General features: G+C 68.8%; 12 protein-coding genes and 2 tRNA genes. 1 reads left to right on the forward strand and 13 read right to left on the reverse strand.

The window, feature by feature from the left end; all coding sequences use genetic code 11:
- From HY703_01715 to HY703_01735, 5 genes are all read right to left on the reverse strand, one after another.
- A partial coding sequence (locus tag HY703_01715) for a hypothetical protein (GenBank protein ID MBI4543896.1) occupies positions 1-198 on the reverse strand: 198 nt, incomplete at its 3' end.
- A 25-nt stretch (positions 199-223) separates the two neighbouring features.
- Positions 224-3,520 carry a TonB-dependent receptor gene (locus HY703_01720; GenBank protein ID MBI4543897.1) on the reverse strand — a complete coding sequence of 1,099 codons (3,297 nt, stop codon included), beginning with the start codon at positions 3,518-3,520 and terminating at the stop codon, positions 224-226.
- A 317-nt stretch (positions 3,521-3,837) separates the two neighbouring features.
- Positions 3,838-3,909, reverse strand: a tRNA-Cys gene (locus HY703_01725).
- A gap of 35 nt (positions 3,910-3,944) precedes the next feature.
- Positions 3,945-4,017, reverse strand: a tRNA-Gly gene (locus tag HY703_01730).
- A 35-nt stretch (positions 4,018-4,052) separates the two neighbouring features.
- A complete protein-coding gene (locus HY703_01735) occupies positions 4,053-5,459 on the reverse strand; it encodes a glycogen synthase (GenBank protein ID MBI4543898.1) in 1,407 nt (468 codons plus the stop codon).
- A 263-nt stretch (positions 5,460-5,722) separates the two neighbouring features.
- Here HY703_01735 and HY703_01740 point away from each other — a divergent pair, with 263 nt between their 5' ends.
- A complete protein-coding gene (locus HY703_01740; protein ID MBI4543899.1) occupies positions 5,723-8,497 on the forward strand; it encodes a TonB-dependent receptor in 2,775 nt (924 codons plus the stop codon).
- A 183-nt stretch (positions 8,498-8,680) separates the two neighbouring features.
- On the opposite strand, the gene recN is transcribed toward HY703_01740, so the two are convergent.
- The 8 genes from recN to rny all read right to left on the reverse strand — a co-directional run bounded on the left by recN (position 8,681) and on the right by rny (position 18,390).
- Positions 8,681-10,351, reverse strand: coding sequence for a DNA repair protein RecN (gene recN, locus HY703_01745; GenBank protein ID MBI4543900.1), 1,671 nt, complete (start codon positions 10,349-10,351; stop codon positions 8,681-8,683).
- 90 nt (positions 10,352-10,441) lie between these two features.
- A complete protein-coding gene (locus HY703_01750) occupies positions 10,442-11,323 on the reverse strand; it encodes an NAD(+)/NADH kinase (GenBank protein MBI4543901.1) in 882 nt (293 codons plus the stop codon).
- Positions 11,324-13,243: a 1-deoxy-D-xylulose-5-phosphate synthase gene (locus tag HY703_01755; protein MBI4543902.1), complete on the reverse strand. Its 1,920-nt coding sequence runs from the start codon at positions 13,241-13,243 to the stop codon at positions 11,324-11,326. It abuts the gene before it with no gap.
- A 37-nt stretch (positions 13,244-13,280) separates the two neighbouring features.
- A complete protein-coding gene (locus HY703_01760; GenBank protein MBI4543903.1) occupies positions 13,281-14,198 on the reverse strand; it encodes a polyprenyl synthetase family protein in 918 nt (305 codons plus the stop codon).
- Entirely contained in the window at positions 14,195-14,437 is a 243-nt protein-coding gene (gene xseB / locus HY703_01765) for an exodeoxyribonuclease VII small subunit (protein MBI4543904.1), read from the reverse strand. Before xseB ends, HY703_01760 begins: the two co-directional genes overlap by 4 nt.
- Positions 14,430-15,686 carry an exodeoxyribonuclease VII large subunit gene (xseA, locus tag HY703_01770; GenBank protein MBI4543905.1) on the reverse strand — a complete coding sequence of 419 codons (1,257 nt, stop codon included), beginning with the start codon at positions 15,684-15,686 and terminating at the stop codon, positions 14,430-14,432. Before xseA ends, xseB begins: the two co-directional genes overlap by 8 nt.
- Positions 15,683-16,678 (reverse strand): bifunctional methylenetetrahydrofolate dehydrogenase/methenyltetrahydrofolate cyclohydrolase FolD, encoded by a 996-nt coding sequence (gene folD, locus HY703_01775; GenBank protein ID MBI4543906.1) that lies wholly within the window; start codon positions 16,676-16,678, stop codon positions 15,683-15,685. The genes xseA and folD overlap by 4 nt, the downstream gene beginning before the upstream one ends.
- Before the next feature lie 146 nt (positions 16,679-16,824).
- Positions 16,825-18,390 (reverse strand): ribonuclease Y, encoded by a 1,566-nt coding sequence (rny, locus tag HY703_01780; GenBank protein MBI4543907.1) that lies wholly within the window; start codon positions 18,388-18,390, stop codon positions 16,825-16,827.
- Positions 18,391-18,428: the final 38 nt, after the last annotated feature.

The following is an 18,428-nucleotide window of genomic DNA, read 5'->3' on the forward strand; positions in this document are numbered from 1 at the left end:
CCCCTGCTGCGCGTCCATGGGCCCGGCATTGGTGACCCAGAAGCGGAAACTGGGGGCGGTGCGCATGCCCGTGACGGCAAAGTCGCGGGTAGCCGCCAGGTTGAAGCCCGAGGGTGGCTGCTGGGCCCCGAGCGGCGCTACGACGCCGGCTAACAGTGCGAGCGCCGCGAACGGCCGGAGTAAGCTCGAGGGCAACATCGCGATTCTCGTTCTCGGGTCCATATCAGAAGCTCACCTTGATGCCCAGCGTGATGCCGCGGCGATCATGGAACATCTCCGGCCGGTCCAGGAAGCTGGAGAAGGCCGAGGCGCCGCCCACGAAGAAGGTGGCGCCGGGGCTGCCGTTCTGGAATCCGCTCACGGCGCCGCGCTCCCAGGAGACAGTGCCCGCGTCACAACGCCCGCTGGTCGGGTAAACGATGGCGCAGGTCTTGAAGTCAAAGAGGTTGTTGACGCGCAGGAACCCCACGTAACGTAGGTTGGCCAGCCGCAGCACCTTCTCGAGGTACAGATCGATCCAGTAGATGGCGGGCGCGGTCCCCGAGTTGCGCTCGCCCCGGTCGGCGTCTCCGATCACGTTGGATGACACGCGCCGCACGAACTGCGGGGTATAGGCAAAGCCGCTCTGGTAGCGCCCGGTCAGCGTGGCCTTGGCGTTGCGCAGCAGCCCGCCCAGCGGGAGGGCGAGCGGAGCGTCGCCGCCGGCGAAGCGCAGCGTAGCCGTGACCACGTGTGGCACATCGATCTCGGAGCGGATCTCCCTGAACGAGGGTGGATCGCCCTCATAGAGCTTCTGCACTTCGAGGTCGGGCGGCGCCGCGTTGGTCCAGGCCTGAGCGAAGGAGTAGCTCATATCGAACCCCCAGTGATTGGCGAGCCCGCGCTTGAGCCCCAGCTCGATGCCGCGCACGGTCTGGTAATCCGTGTTGAGCAGCACGTAGTAGGCGGGCGATGTGCTGCCGTAGGTCTCGCCCGGGTCGTTGATGGGCGCACCGTCCGGGAGCACGCCGCCGCGGCGGCTGCCCGTCAGCCCCGTCTGATCCTTGCTGAAGGCGACCACCGACAGGCCGTAGTTTTCGAACAGCTCGGCCAGCAGCCCGATCTCGTAGCTGGTGGTGCGCTCGGACTCGAGCCCCGGGTTGCCCACCAGCGGGTAGAGCGCCAGGTTGCGACAGGTGCCCAGCCCCTGGCAGAGCGGCCGGAGGTCAGGCCCGAGCGGCGTCCCCTCGACTCCGTCGCCGGGCAGGATGGTGTCGGTCTGGATGGTAGTGCCGCCACGTCGCACCGTCACGCGCACGGGGCTGATTACGGTGTCGGAAGCGACGCGCCCGATGCCCGTGCGCTGCAGCAGGTTGTGGTACAGTGGGTTCTGGCTGAAGCGGCCGTAGTTGGCGAACATCCTCACGCTTTCCGTGACCGGGAAGGAGAGGCCGATCCGCGGCGAGATCTCGGTCCGCCCCGGCGCCTCCTGGAAGTCGTCGCGGAACGCCACGGCGCGCGCACTGTCCATCAGGAAATCGTTGCCCAGCTCATCCACGGCCAGCGAGCAGGCGCTGATCCCGCGGAAAGTCTGCCCGCCCGGCGCCTTCCACTCGAAGGGCGTGGTCTGCCCGAGCGAGGCCGCCAGCCCCTCGCACACCTCGAAAGCCGTAGTGCCATTGGTGGGGTCCAGCGGATCGGTGAAGTAGAAGCCCGGCACGTCGAAGTGGTCCAGCCGGAACCCGAGGTTCACAGTCAGGAAGTCGTACTCGATCCGGTCCTGCAGATACATGGCGAAATCCCACGGCTTGGCCGTGTAGTCGTAGGTCAGGATCTCGTCGTCATCAAAGGGCCGGCCGCCGTTCCGCGCCTCGTGCAGCGCGAAGTCATGCCGCTGGTAGAAGACGCCGGCCCTCAGGTTGTGGTGATCCGTGACCTGCGACTGCAGGTCGGCGCGCAGCACCGTAGTCTCCATGGTGTCGCTGCCGAAGAAGTTCTCCGTTCCGGTAGCCGGCGGCACGTGCGGCGCGCGCGGCGCCCGCCGCGTCTGCCGGGGCACAATGAAGCCGGCGCCCACGGTGGTGTAGTTGCGGATGTCATCGCCCAGGCACACGCCCGCCAGCCAGTTGCAGGAGAGGCGGTCCTGATCGAGGCGGCCGGCGGTTACGGTGTAGGCGGTGTTTCCGAGGGTGTGGTCCCAGCGTCCCCAGAGCATGGAGCGGCGGCGGTCCACGGCGTTGTAGACGGTGTAGGGCAGCACGCGCAGGAAGCTGCCTTCCAGCAGGTCCTCCATACGGGTGGGGTCCACGCCCTGTCGGAAAATGCGGTTGCACCAGTCCACCTGGTCCGGGTAGCGTTGGCTGCACACCGCGAGGAAGTCCTGGTCCACCACGGAGAAGGCGCGGTTGAAGGGTTTGCGCTGGGCCTCGTAGTAGACCCCGCCCACGTTCAGCTTGGCGGCCGGTGTGAGATAGTAAGTGAGCTTGCCATACAGGTCGCGTTTGGTGCTGAACCCCACACTCTGCCAGCCGGGAATCAGGTCGGTGAAGTAGGGGGTGCGCCCCAGTTCATCGGGTGTCCGCTCGGTGGGGGTGAAGATCTTGTCATCGAACTCGAGCACGCGGTCCGCGCCTGTGCTCTGCCGCCCGGACAGCAGGTAGCGGAGCTTGGCGCCCGTGCCCGGCACGGGACCCGAGACGTAGCCCTCGTACTGGTCGAAGTTGCGCACATCGTCCGGCGCACTGCCCAGCGCGCCGGCAAAGCCGGAGGTCTGGTAGCCCAGCGCGCCGTGCAGCTCTTCTGTGCCCTCCTTGGTGGCGATGTTGATAATGCCGGAGAGCGCGTTTCCGTACTGCGCCTCGAATCCGCCCTTCACCAGATCAAGCTGCTGGATGGCGAAGTTGGTGAGGTCAAAGGACGGCCCGCCGAAGAGCACGTTGTTCACAGGAATGCCATCAATCTGCGTCAGCGTCTCGCCGTAACGGCCGCCGCGGATGCGGATGGGCGAGATGCCACGATGCGAGTCATTGAACGAGATGATGTCGCTGTTCTCATCGCCCACGGGCAGGAACCCGGACTGCAGGCGGAGCACGCCGGCCAGGTCGGTCACGGGGAGAGATGCGATCTGCTCGGCCACCAGGGCCGTGCCGCTCCCCGTCGCCTGGGTCTCGATGAGCGGCACGCGCTGCGCCTCGACCACGACCTCCTGCACGGCCACGGCCTGGCTGGGCAGCGCGAAGTCAACCGCTCGCGTCACGTCGATCGCCACCTGGACGTTCTCGCGCCGCACCGTGGCGAAGCCGATGAGCTGGGCCGTGACGGTGTAGAGCCCCGGGGGGATATTGATGATGAAGTAGCGGCCGTTCTCCTGGGTCAACGCCCCGCGACCGGTGCCCTCGACATAAACCTGCACGCCCGCCAGCGGCGTGCCGGTCTGCTGGTCCGTCACCAGCCCTGTGATCTTGCCCGTTTGCGCGTGTGTTGGCCTGGCGAAGGCGAGCAGGGTGACGGCCAGCCCGCAGAGGCAGGCGCATCTCAGCATGGGGGCGTGCATCTGGACTCCTCCGATAGATGTGTCGGCAGTGGCATGCACGGATCTCCGGAGACGCAGCGAAGCTTTGCCCGGACGCCCGGGGGATGGAAATCCCACGACCTCTGTGTTTTTCGACGGGAGGTGCTGCAGTGTAGCTGGGCGCCATGTTAAGGCGCCCCCAGGAGGCTGTCAATATCCCTTACGCGACGCGGGCGGGCTCCGCTCGATCCGGACATCGGGAATCGCTTGCTGGCAAGGGCGGCGTCGAGCATGGACAGCGCGCCGCGGCACATGCCGGGGCGGCCGGCGGGCAGATTCGAGACAAGAGGCCCCGGGCGGATTTGAACCGCCGAATCGAGGTTTTGCAGACCTCTGCCTTACCACTTGGCTACGGGGCCGGCCACGACACTGGGCGTGCGGGGCAGTTGCGGAGAGCGGGAAACGGGACTCGAACCCGCGACCTTCTGCATGGCAAGCAGACGCTCTACCAACTGAGCTATTCCCGCAGGTGCGTCAATTTTAGCGGAAAATCGGGGCATGGTCAAGCTGCGGCGTCGCCCAGCGCGGCGCGGTAGACTTGCTCGTAGCGGGCAGCGGAGCGGGTCCAGGAGTGGTCGAGCCGCATGCAGCGCCGTCGCAGCTCGTCCCAATCGGGGCCGCGCCACGCCGTGCGGGCACGCGCCGCCGCCTGGACGAGCGCGTCCGCGGTGGCCGGGCCGAAGGTGAAGCCGGTCACGCCGTCCTCGACCGTATCGGCCAATCCGCCGGTGCGCCGGACGACGGGGGGCAGGCCGTAGCGCTGGGCGATCATCTGGCCCAGGCCACACGGCTCGAAGAGCGAGGGCATGAGGAAGAAGTCGCCCCCGGCGTAGAGGCGGCGGGCGAGGGCGTCGTCGAAGCGGAAGATGGCGGCAACGCGGCGTGGGTGTTCGGCGGCCGCCCGGGACAGCGCCTCCTCGTATGCCGCGTCGCCCTCACCCAGCACGGCCAGGCGCGCGCCATCGCGCAGCAGCCGGGGCAAGGCGGCGACCACCAGGTCGAGCCCCTTCTGATGCGTCAGCCGTGTGACCATCACGAAGAGGGGCCCCCGGCCATCCAGCCCCAGCTCGTGGAGCAGCGCCTCCCGGTTCGACGCTCTCCGCTGCACGTGCTCGGCATCGAAACGTGCGGGCACGGACTCGTCGGCCGCGGGGTCCCAGGTTGCGGGATCAATTCCATTCAGGATCCCGACCAGCATGCGCCGGCGGAAGCGCAGCAGCCCGTCCATGCCCGCGCCGTACTCCGGCGTCTGGATCTCGCGCGCGTACGTGGGCGATACCGCTATCAGGCGATCGCTCAGGGCCAGGCCGCCCTTCAGGAAAGAGGCGGAGCCGAAGAACTCCAGGCCGTTTTCCGTGCGGAACAGGTCGCCCGGGATGCCGATCTCCTCGAGCAGCGCGGACGGGAAATTCCCCTGGAACGCCAGGTTATGGATATTGAAGATGGTGGCCGCTTCCATGCCATCCAGCAGCCCGTAGACCGGAACGAGCCCCGTCTGCCAGTCGTTCAGGTGGACGATGTCGGCGCCCCAGGCGCGGGCGTGCTGCACGATGGCGCGGCAAAAGAGGGCGAAGCGGCGGCCATGGGCGAGGGGGTCGGCACGAGTCGGCTGGTAGACATCTTCCACGTCGAAGGAGCGCCAGTGCTCGACGAAGATGGCGGGCACGCCGCCGGGCGGCCGGTGCTCGAAGTAGCGGACGCGCACGCCGCGCCCGGGCCAGGGGAGGCGTGCCGCCCCGGCCGGCGCCAGCTCCGGCGGGCGAGTGCGCACGGTCCGATACAGGGGGTGGATGATCCGGACCTCGTGCCCGCGGGCGGCGAGCGCGTCGGGCAGGGCGCGGGCCACTTCCGCAAGGCCGCCGCTCTTCCAGTAGGGGGCGGCCTCCGGCGTTGCGAAGAGGATCCTCACAATTCAAGCTACGGCGACGTTCAACCGCTGCGCCATGGCTCAGAGTGTGGGCGGCAGGCGCCTTGACTGGCGCCGTGCATGGCGAATATACTGGTGCCAACCTCTCCGTACGTTCAGGCGACGCCGCATGCTGCGGGTACCGGCGAGCCGGGCTGGCGCCGGCCCACCATGCCAGCGTGTGAACGACCACAATCCCGGGTGGACCGAGACGGATTCCCAGGATGGCCACCCTGCAGGCGTAACCCCAATCAACGAGGTGCGTGATGCGGCTCCATCGCGAAAGGTACATCGTGACCGTCTTTGCGCTCGCCCTGCTGTGGGCGCGGCCGGCGCTGGCCCAGACGGGCTCGATCGTGGGCAGCGTCCGGGATGCGGAGGCGGTCGCGCCCCTGGCCAGCGCTCGAGTGGAAGCGATCAATGCGGCGGGCAGCGTGGCCGGCAGCGCATTCACGGATGAGGCCGGACAATTCCAGATCACCAGGCTGGCGCCGGGCACCTATGCCCTGGCGGTCACGCTGGTGGGTTTCGAGACCTACCGTGTGCCGGGCGTGCGGGTGGCCGCGGACCAGGCAACAACGGTCAGCGCCGATCTGGTCTCGCTCGCCTACCGACTCAATCCCATCGTCGTGACGGCATCGAGAAAGCAGGAGAAGGCGCTGGACGCGCCCGCGACAGTGTCCGTGGTGGACACACGGACAATCGAGTCGCGGCCGGTCGTCACGCCGGTGGAACACCTGCGCGGCACGCCGGGCGTGGACGTCATCACCCAGGGGCTGCAAGGGACGAACGTGGTCGTCCGCGGCTTCAACAACATCTTCTCCGGGGCGCTGCACATGCTGAGCGACAACCGGATCGCACACGTCCCGTCGCTCCGCGTCAACGTCATGCGCTTCATTCCCGTGACCAACGAGGACATTGAGCGCATGGAAATCGTGCTCGGTCCTGGCTCGGCACTTTACGGGCCGAACACGGCCAACGGCGTGCTGCACATCATCAGCAAGTCGCCGCTGGACCACCAGGGCAGCTCGGTTTCGGTGGGGGGCGGCAACCAGGGCGTCCTGCAGGGCACCTTCAGGACCTCGCAGCTTATGGGCGAGAAGTTCGGCTACAAGGTCTCCGCCCAGTACCTCGAAGGGAAGGAGTGGGCGTTCACGGATCCGGTCGAGCAGGTTGCCCACGAGACGGCCGCCAAGACGAACCCGAACACACGCATCGGTGTGCGGGATCGGGACATCCGGCGCTGGGCCGTGGACCTGCGCGCAGACTGGCAGCCGAGTGACGATTTCCGCAGCTCCTTCTCCTTCGGCAGCACCACGGAAGACAACGGCATCGAGCTGACCGGTATCGGCGCGGCGCAGGTGCGAGGCTGGACGTACAGCTACTACCAGGCGCGTGCCAACTACAAGCGGCTGTTCGGGCAGGTGTACCTCAACACGAGCAGCGCGGGAGAGACCTACTTGCTGCGCGACGGCGCGGACATTGTGGACGACTCGAAGGTCCTCGTCGGCCAGCTTCAGCACGGCCTGGGGCTGGGCGCGCGCCAGAACTTCACCTACGGTGTGGATTTCATTCGCACCATGCCCGATACGCGTGGCACCATTACGGGGATCAACGAGGAGGACGACAACTACTCGGAGTTCGGCGCCTACCTGCAGTCGGAGACGCGGCTCACCTCGATGTTCGACCTGGTCCTGGCGGGGCGCTACGACAAGCATTCGGAGCTGGTGGACGCGGTCTTCTCGCCACGCGCGGCGCTGGTCTTCAAACCCGTGGAGAACCACAACTTCCGCGTGACCTACAACCGCGCCTTCTCGACGCCGACCAGTAACAACCTGTTCCTGGACATCAGCGCCGGACCTGCGGGCGCGCTGGGCCCCCTCGGCTTCTTTGCGCACGCGCGGGGACCGGGCAGGAACGGGTTCGAGCTGGCCCGCGATGATGGCTCGATATACGGCATCCGTTCGCCGTTCGCCGCCGGTGTGGGCAAGACGTCTGCGGACATCGTGGCGCCCGACGCGGCGAGCACCTACCTGCTGCAGGTCACGGCATTGGCGGCAGTGCAGGCCGCGCGGGGCCAGCCCCTGAGCCCGCAGCTAGTGGCGTACATGCGCAGCCTGGCGCCGGAAGCGGCCGCCCGGGTGAGCCAGAGCCTGCTGAACACGACGACCCGGCAACTCAGCCCGCTGAAGGGCACCGTCTTCGAGGATGTGCCTGGCATTGAGGAGTCCACCACCACCACGTTCGAGGTGGGCTACAAAGGGTTGCTGGGCGGTAAGCTGCTGTTCGCGGCAGACGCCTGGTGGGCGGAGCACGAGAACTTCACCTCGCCCCTCCTGGTGCACACGCCCATGCTGCTGATGACGCCCACGGAGCTGGTGCCGTACCTGGTGCCGCGGCTGATGCAGGCGGGGCTGTCGCAGGCGCAGGCGACGGCGCTGGCCACGGGGATGGCGCAGATCCCGGCCGGCGTGGTGGCCTCGCCCGATGTGGTGACGGCGGCGCCCAGCCTGATCGCGACGTACCGCAACTTCGGCGCAGTCGACCTGACGGGGGCCGACCTCTCGGTCACGGCGCTGCTAACGGACCGCTGGTCGCTGGGCCTGACGGGCTCGCTGGTCAGCGATGATCACTTCTTCGAGTCGCTGAGCGATCCGGACAAGGACTGTGAGGGCAAACTCGCGGACGTGGACTGCCAGTTGGTGGGCTTGAATGCGCCCAAGAAGAAGGGCACGGTCACGCTGGGCTACCGGGACGACGACCGCGGGTTCAACGGCGAAGTGCGTGTCCGCTACACGGACGAGTTCCCGGTCAACTCGGCGCCGTTCATAGGCATCAAGTGCGTGGTGCCGGGCGGCGAAGGGAGTTGCGTGAAGTCGTACACGCTGCTGGACCTGAATCTCGGGTACCGGCTCCCGTTCTTGCGGGGCCCAACGGTTCAGCTCAGCGTGCAGAATCTGCTGGACGAGAAGTACCAGAGCTTCCTGGGCGTCCCGGAGATCGGCACGTTGGCGCTGCTGCGGCTGAAGTACAATTTCTGAGGAAGGGCAAGGTCGGAAATAGCGCAGGGCCCCGATCCTCCCTTCTGAAAGGCACGGCCGGGTGCTTGGGCGCCCGGCCGTACCGCTTTTGGGGCCTCAGCGCTCATCAGGGAATAACTCCTTAGTGGTCGAGTTCGTAAGTACGGCCACGCCGAATGCGGGCGTATTTGCGGATTCGACCACCTAGCCGCCCGCGGCTGCACCCAGGAGCTCGCGGGCGTGCTGCAGACTGGCGGTGCTGTGCGGGTCGCCGCCCAGCATGCGGGCGAGCTCCCGGACCCGCTCCTCACCCTCGAGCTCGGTGAGGCGGGTCAACGTGGTTCCTTCCCGCTCCACCTTCTCGACGCGCAGGTGATGCTCCGCGCGGCAGGCGATCTGCGGCAGGTGCGTGATGACGAACACCTGGTGGTGCCCGGCGACGCGCCGGAGCTTTTCCCCAATCTGGAGCGCGACCACGCCGCCGATCCCGGCGTCGATCTCGTCGAATACTAGTGCCGGGATGCGGTCCAGGCGCGCCAGGATCGTCTTCAGGGCGAGCATGATGCGGGACAGTTCGCCGCCGGAGGCCACGCGCGTCAGCGGGCGGGGCTCGAACCCGGGGTTCAGCGCGACCAGGAACTCGATGGTTTCGGCGCCCTCCGCGCCGATGTCCGCGAATGGGGAGCGTTGCACCTCGAAGCGCCCGCCGGGCAAGCCGAGCTCGGGGAGTATGGCCATGATCTCGGCCGCCAGGCGCTGGGCGGCTTCCGCGCGGCGACGGCTCAGCTCAGCGGCCTGGGAGTGCAGGCGGGCACTCGCCGCAGCATCCTCCCGTTCCAGAGCGCGACGCTCGAAGACGACTTTGTCGAGTGCGTCCAGCTCCTCCCTGCCCCGCCGCCCCGTCTCGATGACATCGGCCAGCGTTGGCCCGTACTTGGACTTGAGCCGAAAGAGCAGATCCTGGCGGCGGTGGATCTCGTCCAGTCGCCCCGGGTCGTGCTCGACCCGCGCTCGATAGTCGCCCATGCGCCGGCCCAGCTCCTCGAGGTTGTAGTACGCGGTTTCGAGCAGCTCGCGCGCCTCCACCTGCCCGGGATCGATGCGGAGAAGCTGTTCGAGCACCCGGCGCAGCTCGCCCAGGCGCGCCGTCAGGGCGTCCTCTTCCGCGTACAGCTCCTGGTGCAGCCGGCCGGAAAAGCGGGCCAGGTCCTCGGCATGCTCGAGCAGGCGGGACTCCTCCCCGAGCTTCTCCTCCTCACCCTCGCGCACCGCCGCCGATTCGATCTCCTCGACCTGATAGCGCAGGAAATCCGCCCGCTGCTCGGTTTCCCGGCGCCGCCGCTCCAGCTCCTCCATCTGGCGCCGCACGCGCTGCAGCGCGGCATGTGCCGCGCGTACTTCTGCCGCCAGCTCGGCGCTTCCGGCGTAAGCATCCAGGATCGAGCGCTGCTCGTCCGGCCTCAGCAATGTCTGATGTTCGTGCTGCCCGTGCAGGTCCACGAGCTGCCGGCCCAGCTCGCCGACGAACGCGGCGGTAGCGGCGGAGCCGTTCACCCAGGCGCGATTCCGCCCTTCCGCCGCGACTTCGCGACGGAGGAAGAGCAGGCCCTCCTCCGCCTCGAGGCCATGCTCCGCAAGGAGCCGCAGCACGGTGGGCTGCCGGGCCACGTCGAACACCCCCTCGACCACCGCCCTTGCCGCAGCGGCGCGCACCACCTCGGAGGATGCGCGCTCACCCAGCAGCAGCGAGAGGGCGCCCACGATGATGGATTTCCCCGCCCCGGTCTCGCCCGTAAGCACGTTCAGCCCTGGCTCGAGGCGGACAGCGAGCCGCTCGATGACGGCGTAATTCTCGATGCGCAGTTCGATGAGCATGCGCGAGTATAGCGGGCGGTTCGGGGGCGCTTCAATAGCCAGCCGGGGCGGGGGCCAGTGCCCGCGCCCGCCTCCGCTCCGGCCCTTGCCTTAACCCCCCGGGGCGCGCTCGATACCCCAGTGCAGCTTGCGGCGTAGCGTGGAAAAGAAGCTCTGCCCGGAAAAGCGGACCAGCGGGACCGTGGCCTCGCCGCGGCGCACCACCAGTTGATCGCCCGGCCGCAGCGCTTCACCCTCCTGCCCGTCCACGGTCAGGACCAGCTCTTCGCTGTCCGTCAGCACCTGGACCGTGATGGCAGTGGTAGCAGGCACGACCAGGGGGCGAACGGCCAGGGTATGGGGGCAGATCGGCGTCGCCAGGATGCAGTCCACCGTAGGCACGACAATGGGGCCGGAGGCGGATAAGGAATACGCGGTCGAGCCGGTGGGCGTAGCCAGGATGATGCCGTCGGCGCTGTAGGCGCCCACCTCCTCGCGCTCTTCGCCGACGTAGACGGCCAACCGGATGATGCGAGCAAACCCGCCCTTGTGGAGTACTGCGTCATTCAACGCCAGATAGCTCGATCCAGGCACGCCCTGTCGGTCGACGACCCGCGCCTCGAGCGTGAAGCGCGTGTCCACCCAGAAGTCGCCGGCCAGCACGGCCTCGAGACTCTCATCCAGCTCGGCCGGCGTAATGGAGGTGAGGAAGCCGAGGAACCCGAGGTTGATGCCCAGCACGGGAGTGTGGTGGGGCGCCACCATGCGGGCGCCACGCAGGAGTGTGCCGTCGCCGCCAAAGGTGAGCAGCAGGTCCACAGCGCCCGCGCGGAACTCGCCGGCGCCGTGGATGCCGAGGCGCTCCTCCGCCAGGAGCGCGAGGCCGTGACGCTGGGCAAAGCGTCGCACGTCGGCGAGAGCGGAGTCAAGGCCGGGTGAGCCGGCCTGCCCCACGACGCCGATGCGCCGGAATGGCGAGCTTCGCTCCGGCATTCAGGCGCTCTCGCGCACCGGCGCGACATGCGACGCGCCGAGCAGCGCCAGGGCCCGAGCAGCGATACCTGCCGCCGTCAGGCCGACCTCGTGCAATTGGTCGGCGCGCGCGGCGTGCTCGATGACCCGGTCCGGCACTCCCAGGACTCCCAGGCGCAGCTCCGGCCGTTCCCGCCGCGCCGGCTCGAGGCGCCGTGCCAGCGCCCCGCCGAAGCCGTTCACCACGGTACCCTCCTCGACCGTGAGGATGGCGGCGTGCCGGGAGGTGACCCAAGCCAGTGCCCGCTCATCAAAAGGCTTCAGGAACCTGCAATTCACAACGGTAGCATCGACTCCGGCGCCCTCGAGTGTGCGGGCGGCGTCCAGCGCCGGCAGCACCATCGTGCCTACGGCCAGGATGGCAAGGCCGTGCCCGCGGCGGAGCACCTCCCAGGTGCCGAACTCGAGGGGCGGGATCTCGTCCAGCGGCGGGACCGGGGCGGGCACGTTGTCGCGGGGGTAGCGCGTCGCGAAGGGCCCCTGCACGTCCTCCAGCGCGAGCCGCAGCAGCGCCAGCAGCTCGGCGCCATCCTTGGGCGCGGTGACCACGAAATTGGGTACCGCCAGCAGGTAGGCAATGTCGTACAGGCCCATGTGGGTTGGCCCATCATTTCCTACCAGCCCCGCCCGATCCATGGCGAAGATCACGGGCAAGTTCTGGATCGCGACGTCGTGGATGATCGAGTCGTAGGCGCGCTGCAGGAACGTCGAATAGATGGCCGCGACCGGCCGAAGCCCCTCGGTGGCCAGCCCGGCCGCGAAGGTCACGCCGTGGGCCTCGGCAATGCCCACATCGAAGAAGCGCTCCGGGTAGGCCTCGCCGAACGCGCCCGTGCCCGTGCCGCCCGGCATGGCAGCGGTAATGACGGTCAGCTCGGGGTAGCGCGCGCCCAGCTCGACCAGTCCCCGGCCGAACACGCTGGTGTACGCGGGCAAGCCGCCGCGCGACCGCGCCATCTCGCCGCTGATCTTGTCAAAGGGCGTGGCGCCGTGCCAGAGCACGGGGTTCTCCTCCGCCAGCGGGTACCCCTTTCCTTTCCGCGTCAGCACGTGCACCAGGCGCGGACCTTTCATCTGCTTCACCTTGCCGAAGGTGTCGACCAGCGCATCCAGGTCGTGGCCATCGACCGGGCCGACATAGCGGAAGCCCAACTCCTCGAAGAGCATGCCGGGGAGGAACAGGTTGAGCACGCTCTCCTCCAGCTTTCCCGCCAGCGACTCCATGGCCTCGGCAATGGAGGCCGGCGTGCGATGCAAAAGATTCTTGATCTCGTCCCGCAGGCGGTTGTACAGCGGGTTGGTGACCATGCGGGTCAGGTACTTGTGGATCGCCCCTACGTTGGGGGAAATGGACATCTCATTGTCGTTCAGCACGACGATCAGGTCGCGGTCGCTGTGCCCGGCATTGTTCAATGCCTCGTAGGCCAGCCCGCAGGTCAGCGCGCCATCGCCAATGACGGCCAGCACGTCATAATCCGCCCGCTTCAGGTCCCGCGCCGTGGCAATGCCGAGCGCGGCGGAGATCGAGGTGGCGGCGTGGCCGGCGCCGAAGACGTCGTAGGGGGATTCCTCCCGGCGCAGGAACCCCGAGATCCCGTCTCGCTGGCGCAGCGTCGGCAGCAGCTCGTTGCGGCCGGTGAGGATCTTGTGCGGGTACGCCTGGTGGCCTACGTCCCACACCAGGCGGTCCGCGGGTGTGTCGAACACGTAATGAAGCGCAATGGTGAGCTCGACGACGCCCAGACCAGGGGCGAAATGGCCGCCCACCTTGCTGACCACGTCGATCAGTCGCTCGCGCACCTCCTGCGCCAGCGCGGGCAGCTCGGCACGCGACAGCCGTCGCAGCTCGGCGGGCGAATGGATCCGGTCCAGCAGCGGCAAGCCAACCTCCTTGGGAAGCTGAGCGCCTACACGCGGTTCAGCGGTCTCGTTCCACGGCGTAGCGGGCCAGCGCCTCGAGCTCGGGGGTCGCAATGCCAGCCCGGCGCAGGGCAGCGATACCGGCTTCTGCTTCCGCCCGCGCCCGGCGCCGCGCCTCCCCCACCCCCAGTTGTGCGGGGAACGTGGACTTGGCCAGCTCCTCGTCCCGGCCAGCGGTTTTCCCCAGCACCGCCGAGCGGCCGGTGACGTCCAGGATGTCGTCCGTGACCTGGAACGCCAGGCCGACGGCGCGGCCATAGGCGGTCAGCGCCCTAATCTGGCCGCTCTGCCCACGGCCGGCCAGGCCGCCCACACGCAGGGCCGCCGTGAGCAGCGCTCCCGTCTTGCGGCGGTGGATCTCTTCCAGCCGTGGAATACCCACCTGGCGGCCCTCGCCTTCGAGATCGAGCAACTGTCCGCCGACCATCCCCTGCGCGCCGGCGGCGGCGCAGAGCTCGCGCACCAATTCGGCGCGTGCGGACGCTCCCAGCCCTAGGGCTCGCCCACCCTGCTCCACGATGGCGCAGGCGAGCGGAATGAGTGCGGCGCCGGCCAGGGTGGCCCGAGCTTCGCCGTAGACGCGGTGCGTGGTCGGCCGGCCGCGGCGCAGGTCATCATCGTCCATGCAGGGGAGGTCGTCGTGCATCAGGGAGTAGGTGTGTACCAGCTCGAGGCCGCAGGCGACGTCATAAATCGCACGCCGGGGTCGCGCCGCCACAGCGCGGTAGGCCGCGACGCACAGGATCGGGCGCAGCCGTTTGCCGCCGGCCTCCAACGCGTAGCGGAGTGGCTCCCTCAGGGTTGCAGGTACGCCGGCCAGCAGGGTGGCGGAAAGGCGGGAGAGCGCGGCTTCGACGCCGCGCCGCTCCGCGCGGAGGTAGGCAGTCAGGTCGAAAACGTCGCCCGCGACCTTCACTCCGGTTCCCGTGACATGGGCTCCAGAACGATCTCGCCGCCGGGATCCTCCAGCATGCGCCGCACACGGAGCTCGGTATGGCGGAGGATTTCTTCGGCTGCGCGCAACTGCGCAATGCCCTCCTCGAAGAGGGCGAGCGCCTGATCGAGCTCGAGTTCCTCGCGGTCCAGCGCAGCGACGATCTGCTCCAGCCGTTCGAGCCGTGCGTCCAGCCCCGGCGCGGGTTTCTGCTCAGCCATGGCGCTCCCGCTCCTGCGCGGCGCCAGCGATTTCCTCGACGCTGCAGCCTACGGCGCCATCGACCACCTGAAGACGGAAATGCTGGCCCTGAACAAAATCGCGCGAGCGCCGCAGCACCTGCCCACCCTTGCCCAGCGGCACGGCGTAGCCGCGGCGCAGCGCCGCGAGCGGCGAAAGCGCCTCGAGCTGCCCGGCCAGACGCAGCAGTCGCTCGCGCCGCGCGACGACCCGGCCGCGCGCGGCCGCGCGCAAGCGGTGGGCGAGGCTCTCGAGCCGCCGCTCGCGCTCGCCAAACCGGCGCGTCGTGCGCACCCTCAGGCGCTCGCGCAGTTGCTCGAGCTCGCGGCGCAACCCCTCGCCATCGGGCACGGCGCGCGCCGCGGCCGCCGAGGGTGCAGGCGCGCGCAGGTCTGCGACCAGGTCCGCGATCGTGACGTCCACCTCGTGCCCCACCGCACTGATGACCGGAATAGGCGATTCTGCAATCGCCCGCGCGACGACTTCCTCGTTGAACGCCCACAGGTCCTCGGCGGCACCGCCGCCCCGGCCGATGATCAACACGTCGGCCAGGCCAGTTTTATGTGCGAAGAGGCGGATCGCCCGGGCGAGGTCCTGCGCCGCGCCGTCACCCTGGACGCGGGCCGGGCAGAAGACCACCTGCGTCCAGGGCGCGCGCCGCTGGATCACCTGTAGGACATCCTGCAGGGCCGCGCCGACAGGCGAGGTCACCACCCCCACCGCAGCCGGACAACGGGGGATAGGCCGCTTGCGCTCGGCGGCAAGCAGGCCTTCGCCCTCCAGTTTGGCGAGCAGCCGTTCGAAGGCGACACGCCATAATCCGCCCGCCCTGGCGCCCTCGAGCGCGTGGACCACGAGCTGAAAATCGCCGCGCTTCTCGTACAGCGAGAGGACGCCCAGCGCGCGAACCGTCATTCCCTCCCCAGGGTCGGCCGGCAGGCGCTGGGCCTCTGTACGGAACATGACACAGCGGAGTTGGGCGCGTGCGTCGCGCAAGGCGAAGTAGCAGTGGCCAGAGGGGTGCCGCTTCCAGCCGGTGACCTCGCCCGCCACCCAGAGCGGCGGGATGGCGGACTCGACCAGGTTCCGCGCCATGGCGTTGACGGCGGATACGGTGTAGGCGCGGACGCCAGACGCGGATTCGACTGCAGCGCCTGGCGGCAATCGACGCGTCTGCGGGGCTGCCGCGGCGGCGGGCGCATCGGGAGCGGCAAAGAGATCGCGCTTCATGGGGCGCCGCCGCCCGTTGCGCGCCCCGCGCGCGCCGCGTGGCCGGCCGCGGCTGAGCCTGCAGCGCGCCCCCCGTCCTTGCGGCTGGTGCGCAGCTCCGGCGGCGCAGCGGCCGCCGCGCGGCGCGCCGCCTCGAGCGTGTTGCGGAGCAGCATGGTGATGGTCATGGGGCCGATCCCGCCGGGCACGGGCGTGATGGCCTCGGCGATTTCGGCGACCTCGTCGAAGGCGACATCGCCGACAAGCCGGTACCCGCGCTCGCTTGCGGGATCGTCCAACCGGTTGACGCCAACATCCACGACCACCGCGCCCGGCTTGACCATATCGCGAGTGATGAGGCTGGCCCGGCCGACGGCCGCGACCAGGATATCGGCCTCCCGCGTGATCGAGGGAAGGTCCCGGGTGCGGCTGTGCGCGACCGTGACGGTGGCATTGCCGCCCCGCGCCTGCCGCAGCAGCAGCAGCGCCAGCGGGCGGCCCACGATGTTCGAGCGCCCCACAATCACCACGTGGCGGCCAGCCGGATCGTAGCCGGAGCGGAGCAGCAGCTCGATGATGCCGGCGGGGGTACAGGGCGCGAGGACCTCGGGATCGCCGCTCGCTAGCCGGCCAACGTTCACGGGGTGGAAGCCATCCACGTCTTTGTCCGGCTCGATGCGGCGGGTCACCTGATCGGCCCGGATCTGGGGCGGCAGCGGGAGCTGCACCAGGATGCCGTGGATGTGGGGGTCAGCATTCAGGCCGTCGATGACGCCCAGCAGCTCGTCTTCCGGCGTCTCCCTGGACAGCGTGATCTGCCGCGAGTGGAAGCCTGCCTGGCCCGCGGCTTTGCCCTTCATGCGCACGTAGACCTGGCTGGCCGCATCGCTGCCCACCAGGACCACGGCGAGTCCGGGCGTGAGGCCGCGTTCGGCCTGGAAGGCCGCGGCCTCGGCTGCCACCTCGGCCCGCATGCGGGCGCTCAGCTCGGTGCCGCTCAGGATCTTCGCCACCAGGAATCCCTTGAGGCGCGTGCCGCGCTCCCCGCTCCGCCGGTGCCCCTCCGCTTGGCGGAGCCTCCCCCGCTCAACCCTTCCCCTCGGGTCCTCCAGACGGGGCCTCCCCCTCGGCCGGCACTGGAGTACGCCATCTTTATCCCTTATCGAGCAAAGTCTACCGCGCGGGTCTCGCGGATCACCACTACCTTGATCTGACCCGGGTACTGCAGCTCGTCCTCGAGCCGGCGGGCAATGCGCTCGGTCAGTTCGGCCATGCCGTTGTCGCTGACGCTTTCAGGGTTGACCATGATCCGGATCTCGCGCCCCGCCTGGATGGCGAAGCAGCGTTCGACGCCGGCAAAGCCCTGGGCGATCTCCTCCAGCTTCTCGAGCCGTTTGACGTAGGTCTCGAACATCTCGCGCCGCGCGCCGGGCCGCGCGCCGCTGATGGCATCGGCGGCCGTGACCAGGAAGGTCTCGGGGTAGCGGTGCGGCTCCTCATCGTGATGGGCGCGGATCGCATTCAGGACTTGATCCGGCTCGTTGTACTTCTTGCAGAGTTGGTAGCCCAGCTCGACGTGCGTGCCTTCGTGCTCGTGGGTCAGTCCCTTGCCCACGTCGTGCAGCAGCCCCATACGCTTGGCGAGGGTGGCGTTCCATCCCATCTCTGCGGCCATGTTGCCGGCCAGGAAAGCGACCTCGCGGGAGTGCAACAACTGGTTCTGCCCGTAGGAGGTCCGGTATTTCAGCCTGCCGAGCACCTTCACGATTTCGGCGTGGACGCCGTGGACGCCGAGCTCGTACAGGGTCTCCTCGGCGGCCTGGATCATCTGCTCTTCCACTTCTCTGCGGCTGCGGCCGACCACTTCCTCGATGCGACCAGGGTGGATGCGCCCATCGGCGACCAGCTTCTCGAGGCTGAGCCGTGCGGTCTCGCGCCGGATCGGATCGAAGGCGGAGAGGATCACGGCCTCCGGTGTGTCATCGATGATGACGTCGACGCCGGTAGCCTGCTCGAAGGCGCGTATGTTCCGGCCCTCGCGGCCAATGATCCGGCCCTTCATCTCGTCCGAGGGCAGGCTCACCACCGAAACCGTGCTCTCGGCGGTATGGTCCGCGGCAATGCGCTGGATGGCCAGAGAAATGATATTCTTGGCCTCCCGCTCCGCCTCGCGCCTGGCGTTCTCCTTGATCTCGCGGATCGAGTTGGCCGCGTCGGCCCGCGCCTGCTCCTCCAGCTCCTGAACGAGCTGCCGCTTCGCCTCCGCCGCGCTCATGCCGGCCAGCGCTTCGAGACGCTTGCGCGCATCCGCCGCCAGGCGCTCGTACTCGGCTGCCTGTCGCTCGATTTCGCGGCCGCGCCCGTCCAGCTCACGTTCCCGTTGCTCGAGCCCGCGCTCCTTCTGCTCCAGCACATCGTACTTCCGGTCCAGAGCGCTGAGCCGCTCCTCCTGCCGGCGCTCCGCCCGCTCCAGCTCCTCCCGCCGCCGCGCCTCTTCCCGCTCCCACTCCTGCTTCTCGCGGGACGCCGCCTCTCGCCCGGCCAGCTCCGCGGCCATCCGGATGCGGTCGGCGTCTTCTGTGGCCGCCTGCCGGATCTTCGCCGCCTCCTGCTCCGCGCTCGCCTTGGCCCGCTTTAAACGCAGCCGCTCGCCCCACCAGCCGAGCAAAGCGCCCAGCACGGCAGACGCCGCAGCGGCTGTAGCCACTGGCAACCATGTGGTCATGATCTCTCCAAAAAGGCGCGCGACGCGCCCAGGTAGGC

The organism is Gemmatimonadota bacterium (assembly GCA_016209965.1).
In the GTDB taxonomy this organism is placed as follows: domain Bacteria; phylum Gemmatimonadota; class Gemmatimonadetes; order Longimicrobiales; family RSA9; genus JACQVE01.